The organism is Acidovorax sp. ACV02, from assembly GCF_014851475.1.
GTDB classification, from domain to species: Bacteria; Pseudomonadota; Gammaproteobacteria; order Burkholderiales; family Burkholderiaceae_C; genus Acidovorax; species Acidovorax delafieldii.
In genome coordinates this window covers 571,412-590,508 of sequence record NZ_JACUZU010000001.1, presented here as the reverse complement: position 1 = coordinate 590,508, position 19,097 = coordinate 571,412, and the positions used below count along the sequence as shown (strand labels likewise).

At 62.8% G+C, this 19,097-nt stretch carries 18 protein-coding genes; 16 read left to right on the top strand and 2 right to left on the bottom strand.

The window, feature by feature from the left end:
* The first annotated feature begins 95 nt into the window (after positions 1-95).
* The 6 genes from IB236_RS02735 to accD all read left to right on the top strand — a co-directional run bounded on the left by IB236_RS02735 (position 96) and on the right by accD (position 7,439).
* Positions 96-2,708, top strand: a complete 2,613-nt coding sequence (locus tag IB236_RS02735) for a FimV/HubP family polar landmark protein (protein ID WP_192418693.1) — start codon at positions 96-98, stop codon at positions 2,706-2,708.
* Positions 2,708-3,583: a tRNA pseudouridine(38-40) synthase TruA gene (truA, locus tag IB236_RS02730; protein WP_192418691.1), complete on the top strand. Its 876-nt coding sequence runs from the start codon at positions 2,708-2,710 to the stop codon at positions 3,581-3,583. The genes IB236_RS02735 and truA overlap by 1 nt, the downstream gene beginning before the upstream one ends.
* Positions 3,580-4,380, top strand: coding sequence for a phosphoribosylanthranilate isomerase (locus IB236_RS02725; protein ID WP_192418689.1), 801 nt, complete (start codon positions 3,580-3,582; stop codon positions 4,378-4,380). Before truA ends, IB236_RS02725 begins: the two co-directional genes overlap by 4 nt.
* Positions 4,358-5,641: a tryptophan synthase subunit beta gene (gene trpB, locus IB236_RS02720; protein ID WP_192418687.1), complete on the top strand. Its 1,284-nt coding sequence runs from the start codon at positions 4,358-4,360 to the stop codon at positions 5,639-5,641. The genes IB236_RS02725 and trpB overlap by 23 nt, the downstream gene beginning before the upstream one ends.
* Positions 5,642-6,451, top strand: a complete 810-nt coding sequence (trpA, locus tag IB236_RS02715) for a tryptophan synthase subunit alpha (RefSeq protein ID WP_056747631.1) — start codon at positions 5,642-5,644, stop codon at positions 6,449-6,451.
* 115 nt (positions 6,452-6,566) lie between these two features.
* A complete protein-coding gene (gene accD, locus IB236_RS02710) occupies positions 6,567-7,439 on the top strand; it encodes an acetyl-CoA carboxylase, carboxyltransferase subunit beta (RefSeq protein WP_015013229.1) in 873 nt (290 codons plus the stop codon).
* Between the two features lie 107 nt (positions 7,440-7,546).
* On the opposite strand, the gene IB236_RS02705 is transcribed toward accD, so the two are convergent.
* Positions 7,547-8,098, bottom strand: a complete 552-nt coding sequence (locus IB236_RS02705) for a YggT family protein (RefSeq protein WP_192418685.1) — start codon at positions 8,096-8,098, stop codon at positions 7,547-7,549.
* 79 nt (positions 8,099-8,177) lie between these two features.
* On the opposite strand from IB236_RS02705, the gene IB236_RS02700 reads away from it, so the two are divergent.
* Complete coding sequence (locus IB236_RS02700) at positions 8,178-8,813, top strand: LON peptidase substrate-binding domain-containing protein (RefSeq protein ID WP_108497881.1); 636 nt, start codon at positions 8,178-8,180, stop codon at positions 8,811-8,813.
* 21 nt (positions 8,814-8,834) lie between these two features.
* Here IB236_RS02700 and IB236_RS02695 read toward each other — a convergent pair whose 3' ends face one another.
* Positions 8,835-10,667: a polysaccharide biosynthesis protein gene (locus IB236_RS02695; protein ID WP_370539872.1), complete on the bottom strand. Its 1,833-nt coding sequence runs from the start codon at positions 10,665-10,667 to the stop codon at positions 8,835-8,837.
* A 124-nt stretch (positions 10,668-10,791) separates the two neighbouring features.
* Here IB236_RS02695 and pseB point away from each other — a divergent pair, with 124 nt between their 5' ends.
* From pseB to IB236_RS02650, 9 genes are read left to right on the top strand one after another with little or no spacing between them, the layout of a single operon-like run.
* Positions 10,792-11,808, top strand: coding sequence for a UDP-N-acetylglucosamine 4,6-dehydratase (inverting) (gene pseB / locus IB236_RS02690; protein ID WP_192418683.1), 1,017 nt, complete (start codon positions 10,792-10,794; stop codon positions 11,806-11,808).
* 2 nt (positions 11,809-11,810) lie between these two features.
* On the top strand, positions 11,811-12,968 hold the full coding sequence (gene pseC / locus IB236_RS02685; protein ID WP_192418960.1) for a UDP-4-amino-4,6-dideoxy-N-acetyl-beta-L-altrosamine transaminase: 1,158 nt from the start codon (positions 11,811-11,813) through the stop codon (positions 12,966-12,968).
* Positions 12,965-13,888 (top strand): aldo/keto reductase, encoded by a 924-nt coding sequence (locus IB236_RS02680; protein WP_192418681.1) that lies wholly within the window; start codon positions 12,965-12,967, stop codon positions 13,886-13,888. The genes pseC and IB236_RS02680 overlap by 4 nt, the downstream gene beginning before the upstream one ends.
* Positions 13,885-14,670, top strand: a complete 786-nt coding sequence (locus IB236_RS02675; protein WP_192418679.1) for a cytidylyltransferase domain-containing protein — start codon at positions 13,885-13,887, stop codon at positions 14,668-14,670. The genes IB236_RS02680 and IB236_RS02675 overlap by 4 nt, the downstream gene beginning before the upstream one ends.
* Positions 14,667-15,953, top strand: coding sequence for an aminotransferase class III-fold pyridoxal phosphate-dependent enzyme (locus IB236_RS02670; RefSeq protein WP_192418677.1), 1,287 nt, complete (start codon positions 14,667-14,669; stop codon positions 15,951-15,953). Before IB236_RS02675 ends, IB236_RS02670 begins: the two co-directional genes overlap by 4 nt.
* Positions 15,953-16,996, top strand: coding sequence for a UDP-2,4-diacetamido-2,4,6-trideoxy-beta-L-altropyranose hydrolase (pseG, locus tag IB236_RS02665; protein WP_225580911.1), 1,044 nt, complete (start codon positions 15,953-15,955; stop codon positions 16,994-16,996). Before IB236_RS02670 ends, pseG begins: the two co-directional genes overlap by 1 nt.
* The gene (locus IB236_RS02660; RefSeq protein ID WP_192418673.1) at positions 16,993-17,505 is read left to right on the top strand and encodes a GNAT family N-acetyltransferase; all 513 of its coding nucleotides are present in this window, start codon (positions 16,993-16,995) and stop codon (positions 17,503-17,505) included. The genes pseG and IB236_RS02660 overlap by 4 nt, the downstream gene beginning before the upstream one ends.
* Positions 17,502-18,215 (top strand): WbqC family protein, encoded by a 714-nt coding sequence (locus tag IB236_RS02655; protein ID WP_192418671.1) that lies wholly within the window; start codon positions 17,502-17,504, stop codon positions 18,213-18,215. The genes IB236_RS02660 and IB236_RS02655 overlap by 4 nt, the downstream gene beginning before the upstream one ends.
* Positions 18,212-19,090 (top strand): bifunctional 2-polyprenyl-6-hydroxyphenol methylase/3-demethylubiquinol 3-O-methyltransferase UbiG, encoded by an 879-nt coding sequence (locus IB236_RS02650; RefSeq protein ID WP_192418669.1) that lies wholly within the window; start codon positions 18,212-18,214, stop codon positions 19,088-19,090. The genes IB236_RS02655 and IB236_RS02650 overlap by 4 nt, the downstream gene beginning before the upstream one ends.
* The last annotated feature ends 7 nt before the right edge of the window (positions 19,091-19,097 follow it).

Genomic DNA, 19,097 nt, shown 5'->3' with positions numbered 1-19,097 from the left:
TACATATTTTCACGCGCCGGGGCGGGGATCAGACCATGAGAACAAAAGCACCGCTCGTCCGAGCCGCAAAAAATCCTAATCAGTTGTTGGCAAACATGCATCGTTGGAAATTTTCTGTCCTGGCGGCCGCGGCCGTGGCTTGCGCTGGTTTCTACACCAGCGACGCGTCTGCGCTGGCACTGGGCCGCATCACCGTGCAGTCTGCCCTGGGCGAGCCGCTGCGCGCTGAAATCGACCTGCCACAGATCACTCCTGCCGAAGCGGACTCGCTGCGTGCCACGACGGCCACGCCTGAGGTTTTCCGTGCCCAGGGCATGGAATACACGCAGACCATGAACAACCTGCAGATTCAACTGCAGCGCCGCGCCGACGGCACCGCCGTGTTGCGCCTGTCAAGCGACCGACCTGTGAACGAACCGTTCCTGGACTTGGTGCTGGATGCCAACTGGGGCTCAGGCCGCATCGTTCGCAGCTACACCATGCTGTTTGACCCGCCAAGCATGCGCCGCGCAGCGCCTGCCGTCACAGCAGCGCCCCAAATTTCTGCACCGGTGGCGCCCCAGGTCCCTGCGACGCGCCCCGCAGCCACAGCCCGTGCCAGCGAGGCAACCGCCGCTGCACCCGCACCCCGTGTGGCAGCCCCACGCCCTGCCCCCGCAGATGGCGTGACGGTCCAGGCAGGCGATACTGCCGGCCGCATCGCGAACGCCTACAAGCCTGCAGGCGTTTCGCTCGACCAGATGCTGGTCGCCATGATGCGTACCAACCCGGACGCGTTCATTCAGGGCAACGTGAACCGCCTGAGGGCAGGTGCCGTGCTGCAAATGCCCGACCAGGCCGCAGCGCAATCCACCACAGCCCCCGAAGCACGTCAGATTCTGGCCGCACAGGCCCGTGACTTCAACGACTTCCGCCGCAAACTCGCGGGTGCGGCCCCTTCGACCGAAGTGGCAGCTGCCCAGCGCTCCGCCTCTGGCACCGTACAGACGCGCGTAGAAGACAAAAAACCCGCGACTGCAGCGCCCGACAAGCTCACCCTGTCCAAGGGGGCCGTCAAAGGCCAAAAGGCAGCCGAAGAGCAAGTCGCCAAGGACAAACAGGCCAGTGAAGCCGCCACGCGGATGGCGGAGTTGTCCAAGAACATCACCGACCTCAACAAGCTGAGCGCAGCCTCTGCAGCCGCCGGAGGCAGCCCTGCGCCCGCCGCTGCGGGTGCGGCCAGCGCACCTGCGGGGGTGGCCGTGCAGGCCCCAGCCGTCCCGGCAACACCGACCGCGCCGCCGGCGCCAGAAGCCCCGGCATCCGCCCCCGCAGCGGCCGCCAGCACCCCGCCAGACACCGCAGTGGCAGCAGAAGCGGCCGCCTCGGCCCCCGCCACGGAGGCCTCTGCACCCGCACCGGCCCCCAAACCGGCGCCCACACCCAAACCTGCTCCGGCCCCCGTCGAGGAGCCCGGCTTCCTGTCCACCCTCATGGACGACCCACTGTTGCCTATTGGCGGCGGCATCCTGGTGGCGGGCCTGCTCGGATTTGGCGCTTACCGCCTGGTCCAGCGCCGTCGACAGAACGGTGGGGTGGACAGCTCCTTCCTGGAAAGTCGCATTCAACCCGACTCGTTTTTTGGTGCCAGCGGCGGCCAGCGTGTAGACACAGCCAACAGCGACATGACCACCGGCTCGTCCATGGCCTATTCACCCAGCCAACTGGACGCCGGCGGCGACGTGGACCCCGTGGCCGAAGCCGACGTTTATCTGGCCTACGGCCGCGATCTCCAGGCCGAAGAAATCCTGAAAGAAGCCGTGCGCCACAACCCGGGCCGCGTCTCAGTGCACGTCAAGCTGGGTGAAATCTACGCCAAGCGCCAGGACCGCAAAGCCCTTGAGGCCGTCGCAGGCGAAGTGTTCAAGCTGACCCAGGGCGAAGGGCCTGACTGGAACCGCATTGCGGAACTCGGGCGTGACCTGGAACCCGAAAACCGCCTGTACCAACCTGGCGGCCGCCCCGGAATGGCCGAGGATGAATCGCCTTCCGTGCCACCGGGCGGGTTCCCCAGCACCTTCACTGGTGCAGGCAGCCCTGCCGCAGCCCTGCCCCCAGACTTGGACCTCGACCTGGATCTGGACCTGCCCGATGACGCGCTGACAGACGCCCCCCCCGCTGCAGCCGGTGGTTTTGCTGCGGCCGCTGCGGCTGCTGCGGCCAACAACCGCGGTGAAGCCGGCGAACCACAGACGCTGCGCCCCGAGTTGGATCTGCCCAGCATCCCCGACGAGCCCACGGCCGCGTGGAGCAGTCAGGAAACCGCTCCGAGTCCCATGATGGCGCCGCCTCCAGTGGCCAATCTGGACTTCCCCAGCAGCGACGACCTGACCATGGCGCCGTCCGGCCCCATGCCTCTCCATGGCGAGCCCCAAGACTCCGGCCCTATGGAGTTTGATCTGGGCGACCTGTCGCTGGACCTGAACGCCCCCTCGAAGCCCATGGCAGCTCCCGCCTCCAAGGCCCCGACGGCCCCCGCACCGGAATTCACCGACGATGGATCGGCCGCAGCGCAGGACGACCCGCTGGCCACCAAGCTTGCGCTGGCCGAAGAGTTCAACGCCATCGGGGACACCGACGGCGCTCGTACGCTGATTGAAGAGGTGGTGGCAGAGTCCAGCGGCGCCCTCAAGACCCGCGCCCAGCGCATGCTGGCCGAACTGGGCTGATGCCGCTCGGCCCCTCCGCTGATTTAACCCCCAGCACGTCCCCAGGCCGCCCCGTGACCCGGGTGGCGCTGGGTGTCAGCTACAACGGCCAGGCCTACAGTGGCTGGCAGAGCCAGCTTTCTGGCAACACCGTGCAGGACAAACTCGAAGCGGCCCTGGGCCGCTTTGCTACGCATCCGGTCAGCACCCTTTGCGCAGGCCGTACCGATGCGGGTGTGCACGGCCTGATGCAGGTGGTGCACTTTGACACCCCACTGGACCGGCCCGCGGCGTCCTGGGTCCGGGGTACCAACACCTTCCTGCCCTCCGACATTGCGGTGCAATGGGCTCAGGCTGTCCCAGACCACTTTCATGCGCGTGCCAGCGCCGTGGCCCGGCGCTATGCCTACGTGCTTCTACAGTCGCCAGTGCGGCCCAGCGTGGATGCCGGGCGGGTGGGCTGGGTGTTTCACCCGTTAGACCATGACGCCATGCGGCAGGCGGCCGACTACCTGATCGGCGAGCATGATTTCACCTCGTTTCGCGCGTCCGCCTGCCAGGCCAAGACCCCGGTCAAGACCTTGCAACGCATCGACATCGTGCGACGGGGGGCTGATATACCGCACCCCGAACTGGGCTGGAGCCCCTGTTACTGGCGTTTTGAATTCGAAGCCAACGCCTTCTTGCACCACATGATCCGCAACATCATGGGCTGCCTGATCACCATCGGCCAGGGCACGCAGCCTCCCGAATGGATGGCCGAAGTGCTGGCAGCCCAGTCCCGCAAGGTGGCTGCGCCGACATTCTCGCCAGACGGGTTGTACTTTCAAGGGCCCGTCTACGACGCCGCCTGGGGGCTACCCCAGCGCACGGCTGCGTATGATTGGCTTCCATGAACCAGGCCACTACACCGACCACAACGGCCCCCGCCGTCAGTCAACGCCTCCACGCCCCTTTCCAGGCGTCTGCCAACGCACGCACCCGCATCAAGATCTGCGGGCTGACCCGCGAGGAAGACGTGGATGCAGCTGTGGCTGCGGGCGCCGATGCGGTGGGTTTTGTGCTCTACGCCCCCAGCCCACGGTCGGTCACCCCCCAGCGGGCCGCGCAGTTGGCACGGCGCCTGCCGCCGTTTGTCACGCCCGTGCTGCTGTTCGTGAATGAATCTACTCCTAATATAATAGCAGCCAGTGCAATGATTGCTGGCGCTACAGTGCAATTCCATGGTGATGAGACGCCACAGGACTGCATGGCGGCCACCCACCAGGGGGCACGCCCCTACCTGCGAGCCGCCCGAATTCCCCTCGGTGATGGAGCGGCGCAGTTTGACCTCGTAAAATACGCCCACGATTACTCTCACGCCCAAGCCATCCTGCTCGACGCCCATGTCGAAGGGTTTGGCGGCAGCGGCAAGGCATTCAATTGGTCACTCCTTCCACCAAGCGTCAGCTCTCACCTCGTTTTGTCTGGTGGACTCACGCCTGCAAACGTGACCGATGGCATTTTGCAAGTCCGCCCGCGGGGTCTCTCGCTGGCGGTTGATGTCAGTTCCGGCGTCGAAGCCGATGGTCCTGATGGCAAACCCGTCAAGGGCATCAAGGACGCCGTGAAGATCCAACGCTTCGTTGCCGCCGTGCGTGCGGCCGATGCACAACTTGCAAAGAACCCCCATGAATTCCTATCAGCAACCTGATGCTTCCGGCCATTTCGGCCCGTATGGTGGCAGCTTCGTCAGCGAAACCCTGACCCACGCCATCCAGGAACTGCGCGAGGCTTACGCGCGCTACCAGAACGACCCTGAATTTCTGGCTGAATTCCATTACGAACTCAAGCACTTCGTCGGTCGCCCCTCCCCCATCTACCATGCAGCGCGCACCAGCCGCGAGATGGGTGGCGCACAGATCTACCTCAAGCGCGAAGACCTGAACCACACCGGCGCGCACAAGATCAACAACGTGATCGGCCAAGCCATGCTGGCCAAGCGCATGGGCAAGCCCCGCGTGATTGCCGAGACGGGTGCAGGTCAGCACGGTGTGGCCACTGCCACCATCTGCGCGCGCTACGGGCTCGAATGCGTTGTTTACATGGGTGCCGAAGACGTGAAGCGCCAAAGCCCCAACGTGTACCGCATGAAACTGCTGGGCGCTACGGTCGTGCCCGTGGAGTCTGGCAGCAAGACCTTGAAGGACGCCCTGAACGACGCCATGCGCGACTGGGTGGCGAATGTGGACAACACCTTCTACATCATCGGCACGGTGGCGGGCCCGCACCCCTACCCCATGATGGTGCGCGACTTCCAGAGCGTGATCGGCAAGGAATGCATTGAGCAAATGCCCAGCATGCTGGCCGAGCAAAAGGTGCTGGGCGACCAGCCCGATGCGGTTATCGCCTGCGTGGGTGGTGGCAGCAATGCCATGGGTATCTTTCACCCTTACATCCCTTTCGAGAAAACGCGCCTCATCGGCGTGGAGGCAGCGGGCGAAGGCCTGGAGTCTGGCAAACACTCGGCATCGCTGCAAAAGGGCAGCGCGGGTGTGCTGCACGGCAACCGCACCTTCATCTTGCAGGATGACAACGGCCAGATCACCGAAACCCATAGCATCAGCGCAGGCCTGGACTACCCCGGCGTGGGCCCGGAGCACGCCTGGTTGCAGGAAGTCGGCCGCGCCGAATACGTCGGCATCACCGACCAGGAAGCGCTGGACGCCTTCCACTACCTGTGCCGCACCGAGGGCATCATCCCCGCACTCGAATCCAGTCACGCCGTGGCCTACGCCATGAAGCTGGCCAAAACCATGCGCCCAGAACAGTCGATCCTGGTCAACCTCTCGGGCCGGGGCGACAAGGACATTGGTACTGTGGCCGATCTCAGTGGCGCCGACTTTTACTGCCGACCCAGCTGCCAGGGGCAGTCCGTCAAGGGCGGCGAGCAACCCATCAAGTTGGTGAAATAAATGAGCCGTATCGCATCCACCTTTTCTGCCCTGCAAGCACAGGGCCGCAAGGCGCTGATTCCTTATGTGACCGCCGGTTTCCCGTTTGCCGACATCACCCCCGCGCTCATGCACGGCATGGTCGAGGCCGGTGCCGACGTGATCGAGCTGGGCGTGCCCTTTTCCGACCCCATGGCCGATGGCCCGGTGATCCAGAAGGCGGGTGAAAAAGCCCTCAGCCTGGGCATTGGCATGGTGCAGGTGCTCGACCATGTGCGTGAGTTCCGCAAGCGCAACAGCACCACGCCAGTGGTGTTGATGGGCTATGCCAACCCTGTGGAACGCTACGACCAGAAGCACGGCGAAGGTGCGTTTGTGCGCGACTCTGCCGCTGCGGGCGTGGACGGCGTGCTCATCGTGGACTACCCGCCCGAAGAATGCGAAGCCTTTGCCGCCAGCCTGCGCGCGCACGGCATGGACCTGATCTTCCTGCTGGCCCCCACCAGCACGGATGAGCGTATGGCCCAGGTGGCGCGTGTGGCCAGCGGCTATGTGTACTACGTATCGCTCAAGGGCGTGACCGGCTCAGGCGCGCTGGACACGGCGGCCGTGGAGCAGATGCTGCCCCGTATTCGCCAGCACGTGACCATCCCGGTGGGTGTGGGCTTCGGCATCCGCGACGCCGCCACCGCCCAGGCCATCGGCAAGGTGGCCGATGCCGTGGTCATCGGCAGCCGCATCATCCAGTTGATTGAAGACCAGGAGCACGCCAAGGTGGTGCCCCTGACCATCGACTTCCTGCGCGGCATCCGCAAGGCCCTGGACGCCTAGTCGCATAATGCAGCCCGGCGCATCCTGCGGGGTGCGCCGACAGATTCACACCCGGCCTGCCCCGCAAACGCCTACGGGCTTTGTAGCAAGTCGCGCCACTGAAGAGGAGAACACCATGTCCTGGCTCGAAAAACTTCTGCCCGCCAAAATCCAGCAAACCGACCCCACCGAGCGCCGTCAGGTGCCCGAAGGCCTGTGGATCAAGTGCCCGAGCTGCGAAACGGTGCTCTACAAGGCCGACCTGGAGCACAACCAGAATGTGTGCCCCCACTGCAGCCACCACCACCGCATCGGCGCGCGCGCCCGACTGGACGCATTTCTGGATGCTGAAGGCCGCTACGAAATCGGCCAGGAAGTGCTGCCCGTAGACGCGCTCAAGTTCAAGGACAGCCGCAAGTACCCCGAACGCCTGAAGGAGGCCCTGGAGAACACCGGCGAGACCGACGCCCTCATCGTGATGGGCGGCGCGGTCAAGAGCATCAACGTGGTCGCAGCCTGCTTCGAGTTCGACTTCATGGGCGGCTCCATGGGCTCCGTGGTGGGCGAGCGATTTGTGCGTGGCGTGGAAACCGCCATCGAGCAAAAGGTGCCCTTCATCTGCTTTACCGCCACCGGCGGCGCCCGCATGCAGGAAGGTCTGCTGTCGCTCATGCAGATGGCCAAGACCAACGCAGCGCTGACCCGCCTGGCCAAGAAGGGTCTGCCCTACATCAGCGTGCTGACCGACCCCACCATGGGTGGCGTGAGCGCAGGTTTTGCCTTTGTGGGCGACATCGTGATTGCCGAGCCCAAGGCGCTGATCGGCTTTGCTGGCCCGCGCGTGATCGAATCCACTGTGCGTGTGACCCTGCCCGAGGGCTTCCAGCGTGCAGAGTTCCTGCAAACCAAGGGCGCGGTGGACTTCATCTGCGACCGCCGCGAACTGCGCAACACGGTGGCCAGCAGTTTGGCTATGCTGCAACGACTGCCTGCTGACGCGGTGATGTAAATACCCGGTCCCCGAAAAGGGGACTGAGTGAGGCCTCACCACGGCATTGCTATATTTTCAATAGCAAACAGAGCATATTTGGCTAGCGCATAGGGCCTTTGGGATGCTTAACGCATCACACTGGCCTGCAAATGGCCCAGAACAATCATCACAACCTGCAGCACCACCAGCGCCACCAATGGCGACAGGTCGAAGCCGCCCATCAGCGGAATGACGCGCCGAAAAGGACGCAACACAGGTTCACACAGGCGCGCGATCACATCCGCCAGCGGTGAACGGCCACCCTGTACCCAGGACAGGACGGCATAGACAATCAGCAGGCCGATCAGCCCCGAGACCGCCACGCGCAGCAGCCCGAACAAGGCCAACCAGGGCAACCACGCCCATGCCGATCCCGCACCGAGCAGCAAGGTCAACAACGCGTACTGCACCAGCTGCACCAGCATCGCTGCCACCAGGCTCGACACATCCCAACGCCCCACGGGAGGTATCACCCGGCGCAACGGCATGATCAGCCAATCGGTCAACGCAAACACCAACCCACCAACCGGGTTGGAGAACGGCACCCGCTGCCACTGCATGTACAGCCGCAAAAGGCAGGCTCCGGTCAGCAAGCCGCCAACAACATCGAGCAGGAAAGAGGCGATCTGATAGAGCATGGATGAGACAAAAACAGTGGTGTGCAGCAAAAGCCGACGGTGTCATGGGATGATAGCGGGCGAAGGCATCCACGCGCCCATGACCCCACCCCTCACCTTGTCGTCCCTGCCGCTTTTCCCCCTGGGCTCTGTCTTGTTCCCGGACGGAGTGCTAGCTCTGAGGGTGTTTGAGGTGCGCTACCTGGACATGGTGCGCAAGTGCCACCGAACAGGCGCCCCCTTCGGCGTGGTTGCACTCACCCAAGGCCAGGAAGTGCGCCAAGCCGGAGCGCCAGAAGAACGCTTCAACGACATCGGTACCCTGGCCATCATCGAGCAATTGGAGACACCCCAGCCCGGACTGGTCACCCTGTTGTGCCGAGGTAGCCAGCGTTTTCGCATCACTCAACGCCATCACCTGCAGCACGGCCTTTGGATTGCTGACGTCGATCACGTCGAACAGGATCTGACAGTACCGGTTCCAGACGATCTCAAAAAGGCGTCAACTGCATTGGCGCAGGTCTTGCACACGCTGCAGGTACGCGACCCAGACATGCCCCACTTGGTCACCCCCACTGCAGCACAACTGAACGATTGCGGCTGGGTGGCAAACCGATGGTGCGAACTGCTGCCAGTGCCACTGGAGCTGAAACAGCGGTTGATGGAGCTAGACAACCCCCTGGTCCGCCTGGAACTGGTGGGGGATGTGCTGGAGCGGACGGGGATCGCGCAGTAGGCACGCCACAGCCACCCCACCTTAGCGTGCTACGTACTCTGGCACCTGGCTCTGCAACCAAGCGCGAAGTGCGGACGCTGACGGCTCAGCACCCAAGTCCGAAATACTCTGGCTAACTACTTCCAGATTTATGCAACCAAAAGTGTCAATTTTTGCGACATGGAGCTTAGGATGAGGTGTGGCCTCTGTCGTTTCTCCATTGGCTAAAAGTTCCTCATAAAGCTTTTCGCCGGGCCTCAATCCAGTAAAAACAATAGGAATCTCTTGCTCAGTCTTTCCCGATAGGCGAATCAGTATCTTGGCCAACTCGACGATTTTGACTGGTTCTCCCATATCCAGCACAAAAATCTGACGCGAATTCCCCATCAAGCTTGCCTGCAAGACCAATTGGGCAGCCTCAGGAATGGTCATAAAGTACCGGACGATATCTGGATGGGTCACAGTCAATGGCCCACCGTGCAAAATTTGATCAGTGAACAAAGGAACAACCGATCCACTAGAACCCAAAACATTCCCAAATCGCACCGCAACAAAACGCGTATCCAGGTATTCCGAAGCCACAGCCTGCATCACTTGCTCAGCAAGTCTCTTGCTGGCACCCATCACATTCGTCGGATTGACTGCCTTGTCGGTAGAAATCAGCACAAACCGCGCCGCCCCTACCAAACCCGCTACACGAGCAGCGTTCATTGTGCCCAGCACATTTGTACGCAGCGCTTCGATCTCGTTGAGCGACTCCATTAGCGGAACATGCTTGTAGGCAGCCGCATGGAAAACCACACTCGGCGGATAAAGGCGCGCAATGGCGTACAGACGCTCAACTTCGCGCACGTTAGCGGTGTAGTACATGCCAATCATCTGCGGGTGTGCTTCGCGCAACTCTTGCTCGAGGCGGTAGATGGAGAACTCAGAGATATCCACGCAAATAAGGCGCGCAACACCAAAGCGCGCAATCTGGCGACACAATTCGGCCCCTATAGAACCGCCGGCCCCTGTAACCAAAACAGTCTGACCGGAAAGCAGATCCGCCAGCCCCTTTACGTCAAGAGCAACAGCATCGCGCCCGAGCAAATCCTCCAATTCAATGCGGCGTGGCCCAGTCGACGGACGCATCCATTCGTCTGGGCGAGGCATCGCCAAAAGAGCAAGGCCCACGCCCGTGGAGTGCAGCAAAGCATCGCGCCTTGCCTGCGAACCCGGGGGACATGCCATTAAAGCCGTATACGCACCGATGGCACCAGCTACACGGGCAATGTGCACAGGCTCCCCTAGCACCGGCACGTTCTGGATTGAACGCCCGACTTCTGCCGACACCGGTGAAAGGATCCCAACCGGAACCCACTGACTAAGAGCACCAAGGGTACGCAGGGCGTCTGAAGCATCCTGTAACGAGCCAATGATCAGAAGAGGGGTACCCGGCAGCCCCAGCGTACGTCGCCGCTCGATCAGCGTTCGCCAACCTGCTCGCAAGGCTCCAAGCAAGGTTAATACCAAAATGGGATGCATTACCAGCACTGAGCGAGGCACAGCAGAGTAACGCAGCATCACGATTGCAGCGACCGTGAAAAGTGCCCCTAGTAACACCCCGGTACCGAGTTGACGCAGTTCTGGCAGTCCAGCAAATCGCCAGACCTGCCGATACACACGCCGCAAGGCTAGTCCGAAGACAAAACAGGCCGTAGCAATCGCTGCGGTACGCAACACAAGAGGGAGAACTTCCGAGGGGATTTCGAAGTTGTAGCGCAGTAGGAATGCCATCCACCAAGCAGCCATAACAACAATCGCGTCCACACCGATCTGCAGTGGGTTTGGACTGCTCAAAAAACGGGCAAGGCGTGATTGCTTCAGCAGCACTGGGATATCAGGAGATGACGAAATATGGACACGGGCACCGAAACCTACCGGCCTGTTGACTTCGACTATTATCTGGCAAACATGCCCAGCGCCCGAAAAACTCGAAGTATGCACCTCCAATAATATGTTTAGCGGAAAATCTATCCTGATCACCGGGGGTACCGGGTCATTCGGCAAGCAGTATGTCAAGACCTTGCTGGAGAACAACAAGCCGGGGCGCATTGTTGTTTTTTCGCGCGACGAGCTGAAACAGTACGAAATGGCACAACGCTTTAACGACCCAAGCATGCGCTACTTTCTAGGAGATGTGCGCGACTACGAGCGCCTTGCTCAAGCGATGAAGGGCATCGACTACGTCATTCACGCTGCAGCCCTTAAGCAAGTGCCTGCGGCAGAGTACAACCCCATGGAGTGCATCAAAACAAATATTCATGGCGCAGAGAACGTCATCCGGGCTGCGATCGCGAACAATGTTGAGAAGGTTATCGCGCTATCCACTGATAAGGCGGCCAACCCCATCAACCTGTATGGCGCGACCAAGCTGGTTTCCGACAAGCTCTTCGTAGCGGCCAACAACTTGGTGGGGAGCGGCCGCTCCCGTTTCGCAGTGGTGCGCTATGGCAATGTGGTCGGCTCGCGCGGCTCAGTTGTGCCTCTCTTCCAGAAACTTCTGGCAGAAGGCGCAAATAGCCTACCGATCACAGACAGCCGCATGACACGGTTTTGGATCAGCCTCCAAAAGGGCGTCGATTTTGTTCTGGACAAATTTACCCGCATGCATGGAGGAGAGATCTTTGTACCCAAGATCCCCTCTATCCGTATGGTGGACCTTGCGAATGCCATGGCGCCCGGCATTGCACAGCACGAAATCGGCATCCGCCCCGGTGAGAAGCTTCACGAAATCATGTGTCCGGCCGATGATTCACACTTAACGCTAGAGTTCAAGAACCACTACGTCATTCGTCCCACGATCAAGTTTTACGGAGAGACGCTCGACTACGTCACCGACGCCCAAGGCGCGATGGGAACGCCGGTCGCCCAAGGCTTCGAGTACCACTCCGGCAACAATACGCACTTTCTCTCAGTCCCCGAGATCCGCGCATTCAATGCGCAGGCGATGGAAAGCGGATTGGGCCATTGAGCATGATTCCCTACGGCCGCCAGGATATCAACGGCGAAGACATCGAAGCAGTCGTGCGGGTGCTCCGCTCGGACTACTTGACGCAAGGTCCCGAAATAGAGGGTTTCGAGAAGGAAACATCTTTATTCTGCGGTGCTCCTCACGCCATCGCTGTCAACAGCGCCACCTCCGCGCTGCACATGGCCTGCGCGGCGCTTGGTGTAGGACAGGGCGACCTCGTATGGACCAGTCCGAACAGTTTCACGGCCTCGGCCAACTGTGCCCGCTACTGCGGGGCTGATGTCGGCTTTGTCGACATCGGTGATGACCTCAACATGGACCCCAGCGACCTAGCAGCACGCCTCACCCGTGCGCGCGCTGCAGGCCGGTTGCCGAAGGTCGTGATCCCCGTAGACTTTGCTGGCCGCTCATGTCGCATGGGTGAGATCCGGGCGCTGGCTGAGGAATACGGCTTTGCGATTGTCGAGGACGCATCGCATGCCATCGGCGGAACGCTTGGGGGCGCGCCGGTCGGTGGGCACGGGCTGGCGGACATCACGGTCTTCAGTTTCCACCCGGTCAAGATCATCACGAGCGGCGAAGGCGGTATGGCGGTAACACACAACGCTGAACTCGCTCAGCGCATGCGTCTGTTCCGCACCCACGGGATCACGCGCGACCCAGCTCAGATGACGAGCGAACCCGATGGCCCTTGGTACTACCAACAAATCGAACTTGGTTTCAACTACCGAATCACCGACCTGCAGGCAGCCTTGGGTCGCAGCCAGCTGCGCCGTATCAACGCTTTTGTAGAGCGCCGCCGCGAAGTCCGCTACGCCTACGATACGGCCCTGTCAAAAAGCGACCTCGGCCTCCCGCCACCGGACGAAGGCTGTCGATCGGCCCTGCACCTGTATCCCGTCCGCGTTCCCGCTTGCCTCGCGGGCGGCCGCGACGCCGTATTCGCCCGTCTGCGCGAGGCCGGACTCGGTGTTAACGTTCACTACATCCCGATCCACACACAGCCCTACTACCAAGCGCTAGGCTTCCGCTGGGGCGACTTCCCCAAGTCTGAGTCATACTACCGCGAAGCGATCTCACTTCCGATGTACGCAGCCATCACGCCGGAACAGCTCGGTACCGTGATCGAGACAGTGCTGACAGCGGTGGCACCGCGATGACTGTCTCTACGAACCAGAGGATCGCGCTGGGAACAGCGCAGTTCGGGCTGAACTATGGGATCACTAACACGAGAGGCCGCCTCGGCAACGACACGGCGCAGGAGGTTCTTGCCGAAGCCGCCGCGTGCGGCTGGACACTCTTGGATACTGCGGGCGGCTACGGTGACAGCGAGGAACGTCTCGGTTTGCTCTTGGGCGGCCAGCCGGATGCGCCCTGGGAAATCATCACCAAGACCCCTGCGATTCACAAGAGGTGCTTCGGAGCAGACGACCTCGAGCCGTTCCAGGTGGCATGGGCACGCTCCCGATCGCGGCTCGGCATACGGCACGGACAGCCAGCCGCGCTCCTGGTTCACCATGCCGACGATCTTCTCGTCCCTGGCGGCGAACGGCTCCACGACTGGCTCTTGGCTCTGCGTGAAGAAGGCACGGCCACGCGGGTAGGCGTCTCCGTCTACGACGAGGAGCAAGTCGACGCACTCTTCTCGCTGTACGGCCGTGCGGAGCGCCCCTTTGACATCGTGCAGGTTCCCGCCAGCATTGCTGACCAGCGACTCGTGCGCGGGCCCGCAGCGCAGGCACTGCACAATATGGGCGTGGAAATCCACGCCCGGTCTCTGTTCCTGCAGGGCCTGCTGCTGGCTCCGCCCTCGTTTGTGGAAAGCCGGTTTACCGGGAGCGGCGAATGGGTACGACGTCTTCAAAACTGGTCGCAGCAGCAGGGTATGAGTCCGGTACAGGCATGCATGAGCTTTTTTCGCTCAAATCCTGCGCTCGGGGTAGCCGTCATCGGAGTAACCCGAGCGGAGGAGCTGCGGCAGATCGCGAAAGCGCTCGCATCGGCGCCCGTCCTGGATTGGAGCGGGTGGGCCAACGACGACCCTGCCTGGATAGATCCGCGCCGCTGGGGAGGGGCATGAGCGCAACCCCCGTCCTTGCCATCCTCCAGGTGCGCATGAGCTCAAGCCGCCTGCCTGGCAAGGCGCTGCTGCGCACTTGTGGCAAACCGCTGCTTGCCCACCAGATCGAGCGGGTGCGGCGCTGCGAGACCATCTCACGCATGGTGGTCGCCACCAGCGCCGACGTGAGTGATAACCCGATCTGGGATCTCTGCCTTACCCTGGGCGTGGACGTGCACCGGGGCAGCTTGGACGACGTACTAGACCGCTTCGCAGGCGCCGCGCTCCCCTTTGCTCCCGAATGGATCGTACGGCTCACTGGCGACTGTCCCCTCGCCGACCCCGTCGTCATCGACCGCGTAGTACACAAGGCGCTAGAAGGCGGCTTCGACTATGTCTCCAGCGCGCTGACCCCCACCTTTCCCGATGGTCTCGACGCCGAATGCCTTCGCGCTTGCGTGCTCGCTGCGGCAGCAGCCGAGGCACGCCTGCCCAGCGAGCGCGAGCACGTTACCGCTTTCGTCCACAGCCGGCCAGAGCGCTTCCGCCTTGGCGAGATCAGAAACGGGACTGACCTCTCCGCGCTTCGCTGGACCGTCGACGAGGCGCGTGATTTTGTTTTCGTTTCGCAAGTGTTCGAGCGCCTGTACCCCAGCAATCCGCGCTTTTCAATGGAAGACGTACTGCAATTGCTGGACAATGAACCAATGCTGGCCACTATCAACAGCGGGATCCTGCGCAATGAGGGCTATTACAAGTCCCTGCAGCGAGACGCCTCGCCGGCCCCTCAGGATATGGAATGAAGATATTCACGAAATCACAAGCAATGCTCGCCCGCGCCGAAAAGGTGATCCCGCTCGGCGCACAGACATTCAGCAAGAGCCGCACGCAGTACCCATATGGCGTATCTCCATACTTCGTCAGCCATGGCAAGGGAAGCCGCGTCTGGGATATAGACGGCAACGAGTACACAGATTACATCAACGCCCTCGCCTCCGTCACGCTGGGCTACTGTGACCCAGACGTCACCGCGGCCGTGGAGACGCAGCTGCGCAAGGGCACAATCTTCACGCTAAGCACAGAGATCGAGATCGAGGTCGCCGAGCGCATCGTTCGTATGGTGCCTTGCGCCGAGAAAGTACGCTTCGGTAAGAACGGATCGGACGCCACAGCCGGCGCGGTGCGCGTCGCACGCGCGTTCACGGGCCGCGATCACATCGCGGTGTGCGGCTACCACGGCTGGCAGGACTGGTATATCGGCTCCACCGCGCGCAACCTCGGCGTGCCCCAGGCAGTGCGCAGCCTAACGCACAGCTGGACCTACAACGATATCGACTCCCTTGCGGCCCTCTTCGCGACCCACCCGGGCGCGATAGCGGCTATCGTGATGGAGCCGATGAACATCACAGAGCCCAAACCTGGCTTCCTTGAAGAGGTGCAAAAGCTGTGCCGCAAGAACGGCGCGCTGCTGGTATTCGACGAGACGATCACCGGCTTCCGCTATGCCCCCGGAGGAGCGCAGGAGTTCCTGGGCATCACGCCCGACCTCGCCTGCTTCGGCAAGGGTCTCGCCAACGGGTATCCCCTGGCGGCGATTGCCGGGCGCGCCGATGTGATGAAGTTCATGGAGGAAGTGTTTTTCTCGTTCACTTTCGGCGGCGAAGCGCTCTCGCTGGCCGCCTCCTGCGCAACGCTCGACAAGGTCGCATCCCAGGATGTCACCGGGTACCTCACGAAGCTCGGTACCGAGCTCATGGCGGGCGTACAGGGCCTGATCGACAAACACGGTACGCAGGAGCTGATGACGTCGACTGGGCATCCTAGCTGGTCATTCCTGATTCTCAAGGACGTCCCCGGCTGCTCCTCCTTCCACAGCAAGACGCTATTTATGCAGGAGATGTTCCAGCGCGGCATTCTTGCCTACGGCACGCACAACCTCACCTTCGCACATACCCCGGAGGACATCACCGACCTCCTAACCGTGTACGACGAGGTCTTCCCCCTCATGCGCGCTGGCGCGCTTGAGGGGCGCATGGCCGAGCTGCTGCGCTGTAAGCCGCTGGAGCCGCTTTTCAAGATCAGATGATGCTGCGTGTCGCGTTCCGCACTGATGCGTCGCCGGCGACAGGCCAGGGTCATCTCAGCCGCTGCCTTGCACTGGCAGCTCGCCTGCACGCCCGGGGTATTCACTGCCACTTCGTCGGTACGGAAACGCTACGGTACTGGGTCGCGGGCATAGAAGCCGCCGGCCACCAAACCAGCCTCATCCCCGAAGGTCTCGAGGCCCGCGAGGATGCAGCAGCAACACTGCGCGCGTTGGGAACCCTACGGCCCGACTGGCTCGTGATCGACCATTACGGCCTCGACGCGCGCTGGCATGAGGCTGTCCGCAGGGCCGCTCCCAGGCTCCTTGCGATCGACGACCTCGCCAACCGGCCGCTCGCCGTGGACGCCGTACTCGACCCCTCTCCCTGCGCGGAGGCCGCCGCTTATCGCGCGCTCTCGACCGAGGGCTGCGAGCTCCTGCTCGGCCCGACATGGTGCCTGTTGCGGGAGGAGTTCGCCACAGCCAGAATCGGCAATGTACGAACGCTATCGGAGGCTAGAGGTGGCCTGCGTATCCACCTCGCGCTCGGAGGGACCGACCCTGCCGGTGCTACCCTTCCCATCGCGAAAGCCCTGCTCGACTGGTTCGCCAGCGCCCGAGTCATCGCCGTACTGGGCCAGGAAGGCCCATCCGCCCAGGTTCTGCGCGAATTCGCCGACGCATCCGGCGGGCGGCTCGAAGCCTTGGTAGCCACTCGCGAAGTGGCATCGACAATGGCCCGCTGTGACTGCGCGGTGGGCGCACCCGGCGGTACGCTGTGGGAACGCTTCTGCCTGGGGCTGCCCACGGCATGCGTCACCACGGCACCATCGCAGCGCCCCGTGATAGAGCGCCTAGCGAGCGAAGGCTGGCTGCTCGATCTCGGGGAGGCTTGCGATTTCGGCGAGGGCCAGCGCGGCGCGCTGGCGCGCTGGCTCAGCAACGCGGCCGCACTGCGCTCGCAGCGCAGCCGCCTGACAGGGGCGGTGGACGGCCTGGGCGCCGAGCGGCTGGCCGGCTGGATGGCGGAGCGAGTACGGTGAGCGGCGAAGCCACCAGCGTACGCCTTGTCCCGTGGTCGGACGAACACGATGCGGCCACCGTACAATGGTTGAACGACCCGGCCATCCGCGCCAGCTTCGGCATCACGCGGGCCGTCACCCTGGAAGGCCACCGCCAGTGGCGCCTCCAGCGCACCGGGCTCGCCGCCTGGGCCATTGTTGCGGACGACGCGCATCTCGGGAATTTCCTGCTCGACCTCAACCAGCGGCATGCGAGCGCCTACCTGCAGATCTACATCGGCGAGGTCCGTGCACAGGGCCGGGGCACGGGGCGCCGCGCCATGACACTCGGCCTCGCAGAGGCTTTCGGGTCGCTGGGCATGAACCGCGTCTGGCTCCATACACGAGACGACAATCCCCGCGCCCGCCACTTGTATGGGAGCCTCGGCTTCCGCAGCGAGGGGTTCGAGCGCGAGTCGATCTTGGAGGACGGACGCTTCCTCGACCAGGAACGCTGGGCGCTACTGCGTGCGGAGTGGCTGGCCCGATGAAGGTCGCCATCATGCAACCCACTTACATGCCCTGGGCGGGCTACCTGCGGCTGGTGGCGCGGGCCGACCGCTTCGTGTACCTGGACGACGCGCAGTACGAACGCGGCACCTGGCACCAGCGCAACCGCGTCCTGCTGAACGGGCGGGCGCACTGGCTCACCGTCCCGGTGCGCCGCCTACGATTGGGCGAGACCCTGTTGGAGGTGCAGGTGGAAGACGCAGCGCACTGGCGCCGCAAGCACCTCGCGCTCGTCACTAACGCTTACGGACGGCATCCCCACGCGGACGATGCGCTGGCCCTCATGCGCCTGGCCGCCAGAAGTACAGAAGTGACATCTCTAGCCCTCCTCAACATCGCATTGATCGAGCACTGCTGTGAGGTGATGGGCCTCGTCACAGAGCGTCTGCGCTCAAGCACGCTTGGCGTCGGCGGTGCACGCACCGGACGGGTGTTATCCATCTGCGGCCTGCTCGGCGCCACGACTTACATCTCTCCGCCAGGCGCTCGGGAGTATCTGGAGACCGACGGTTTCAAGGAGCAGGCGGCGATCAAACTAGAATTCGACGAGTTTCCCGCTTCCGCCTACCCACAGCAGGGCGCATGTGGCTTCGTGAGCCACCTCTCCGTACTTGATGTGGTCGCCAACATCGGCTGGAAAGGCCTCGCTCGATATATCGCGGGAGGGGATAACGCAGGCATCGACCCATGACCCAATCGCTGAAGAAACACTCCCGCTACGGCTTTCTGCAGATCGACCCCACGCCCTCGCCTGAGGATATCTCACGCTACTACGCTCAGGAGTTCTACGCCGCCAGCTACCAGGGCCTGAACGATTCCGCCCTGCAGACCATCGACTTGGACCGAGGCTTCTACGAGGGCCACTATGACGACCTGCTGGAGACCATCGTCGAGCTGTCGGGACGGCCGGCCGCAGGGACGAAGCTGCTGGACGTCGGCTGCGGATGGTGCCAGGCGCTCGCGCGCTGGCAGTCGTGTGGTGTGGTGGGCTACGGTTTCGATCCTGCACCAGAAGCCATCGCGCACGGCACGAAGATCGGCCTGACCGTGAAGCAGGCGGGCATGGAACGCATGGACGTCTTCGGCGAGCGTTTCGACGCCGTGACACTGCTCAACGTCCTCGAGCACCTCGCTGACCCTGAAGCCGTCGTGCGCGAGATCCGAGAGAAAGTTATCCGCCCGGGCGGCGTGCTAGTCATTGACGTCCCGAACGAGTTCAACACGTTCCAGACGGCTGGACAGGCCGTACATGGACTGCGGGAATGGTGGGTCGCACCGCCTGCGCACCTCAACTACTTCAGCGGGACGACGCTCAAGGAGCTGCTGGAAGGCAACGGGTTCGAGGTCCGCGTGCTGGAAGCCTCGTTCCCGCTAGAGATGTTCCTCCTCATGGGTGACCGCTACGTCGGCGACGCCGAACTCGGCCGCACGTGTCACCAGAAACGCGTGGCCTTTGAGGCGAACCTGCGGGCCCAGGGCAAGACGAGGGAGATGCGCGACTACTACCGCGCGCTCGCTGGCTTGAACCTGGGTCGCCAAGTCGTTGCATTCGCGGTGGCGCGCTAGGAAGCGA

What these genes read in the sequence shown, in the direction of transcription:
- IB236_RS02735 (WP_192418693.1), top strand. Translation starts at nt 96, where the DNA reads ATGCATCGTTGGAAATTTTCTGTCCTGGCGGCCGCGGCCGTGGCTTGC.
- truA (WP_192418691.1), top strand. Translation starts at nt 2,708, where the DNA reads ATGCCGCTCGGCCCCTCCGCTGATTTAACCCCCAGCACGTCCCCAGGC.
- IB236_RS02725 (WP_192418689.1), top strand. Translation starts at nt 3,580, where the DNA reads ATGAACCAGGCCACTACACCGACCACAACGGCCCCCGCCGTCAGTCAA.
- trpB (WP_192418687.1), top strand. Translation starts at nt 4,358, where the DNA reads ATGAATTCCTATCAGCAACCTGATGCTTCCGGCCATTTCGGCCCGTAT.
- trpA (WP_056747631.1), top strand. Translation starts at nt 5,642, where the DNA reads ATGAGCCGTATCGCATCCACCTTTTCTGCCCTGCAAGCACAGGGCCGC.
- accD (WP_015013229.1), top strand. Translation starts at nt 6,567, where the DNA reads ATGTCCTGGCTCGAAAAACTTCTGCCCGCCAAAATCCAGCAAACCGAC.
- IB236_RS02705 (WP_192418685.1), bottom strand. Translation starts at nt 8,098, where the DNA reads ATGCTCTATCAGATCGCCTCTTTCCTGCTCGATGTTGTTGGCGGCTTG.
- IB236_RS02700 (WP_108497881.1), top strand. Translation starts at nt 8,178, where the DNA reads ATGACCCCACCCCTCACCTTGTCGTCCCTGCCGCTTTTCCCCCTGGGC.
- pseB (WP_192418683.1), top strand. Translation starts at nt 10,792, where the DNA reads ATGTTTAGCGGAAAATCTATCCTGATCACCGGGGGTACCGGGTCATTC.
- pseC (WP_192418960.1), top strand. Translation starts at nt 11,811, where the DNA reads ATGATTCCCTACGGCCGCCAGGATATCAACGGCGAAGACATCGAAGCA.
- IB236_RS02680 (WP_192418681.1), top strand. Translation starts at nt 12,965, where the DNA reads ATGACTGTCTCTACGAACCAGAGGATCGCGCTGGGAACAGCGCAGTTC.
- IB236_RS02675 (WP_192418679.1), top strand. Translation starts at nt 13,885, where the DNA reads ATGAGCGCAACCCCCGTCCTTGCCATCCTCCAGGTGCGCATGAGCTCA.
- IB236_RS02670 (WP_192418677.1), top strand. Translation starts at nt 14,667, where the DNA reads ATGAAGATATTCACGAAATCACAAGCAATGCTCGCCCGCGCCGAAAAG.
- pseG (WP_225580911.1), top strand. Translation starts at nt 15,953, where the DNA reads ATGCTGCGTGTCGCGTTCCGCACTGATGCGTCGCCGGCGACAGGCCAG.
- IB236_RS02655 (WP_192418671.1), top strand. Translation starts at nt 17,502, where the DNA reads ATGAAGGTCGCCATCATGCAACCCACTTACATGCCCTGGGCGGGCTAC.
- IB236_RS02650 (WP_192418669.1), top strand. Translation starts at nt 18,212, where the DNA reads ATGACCCAATCGCTGAAGAAACACTCCCGCTACGGCTTTCTGCAGATC.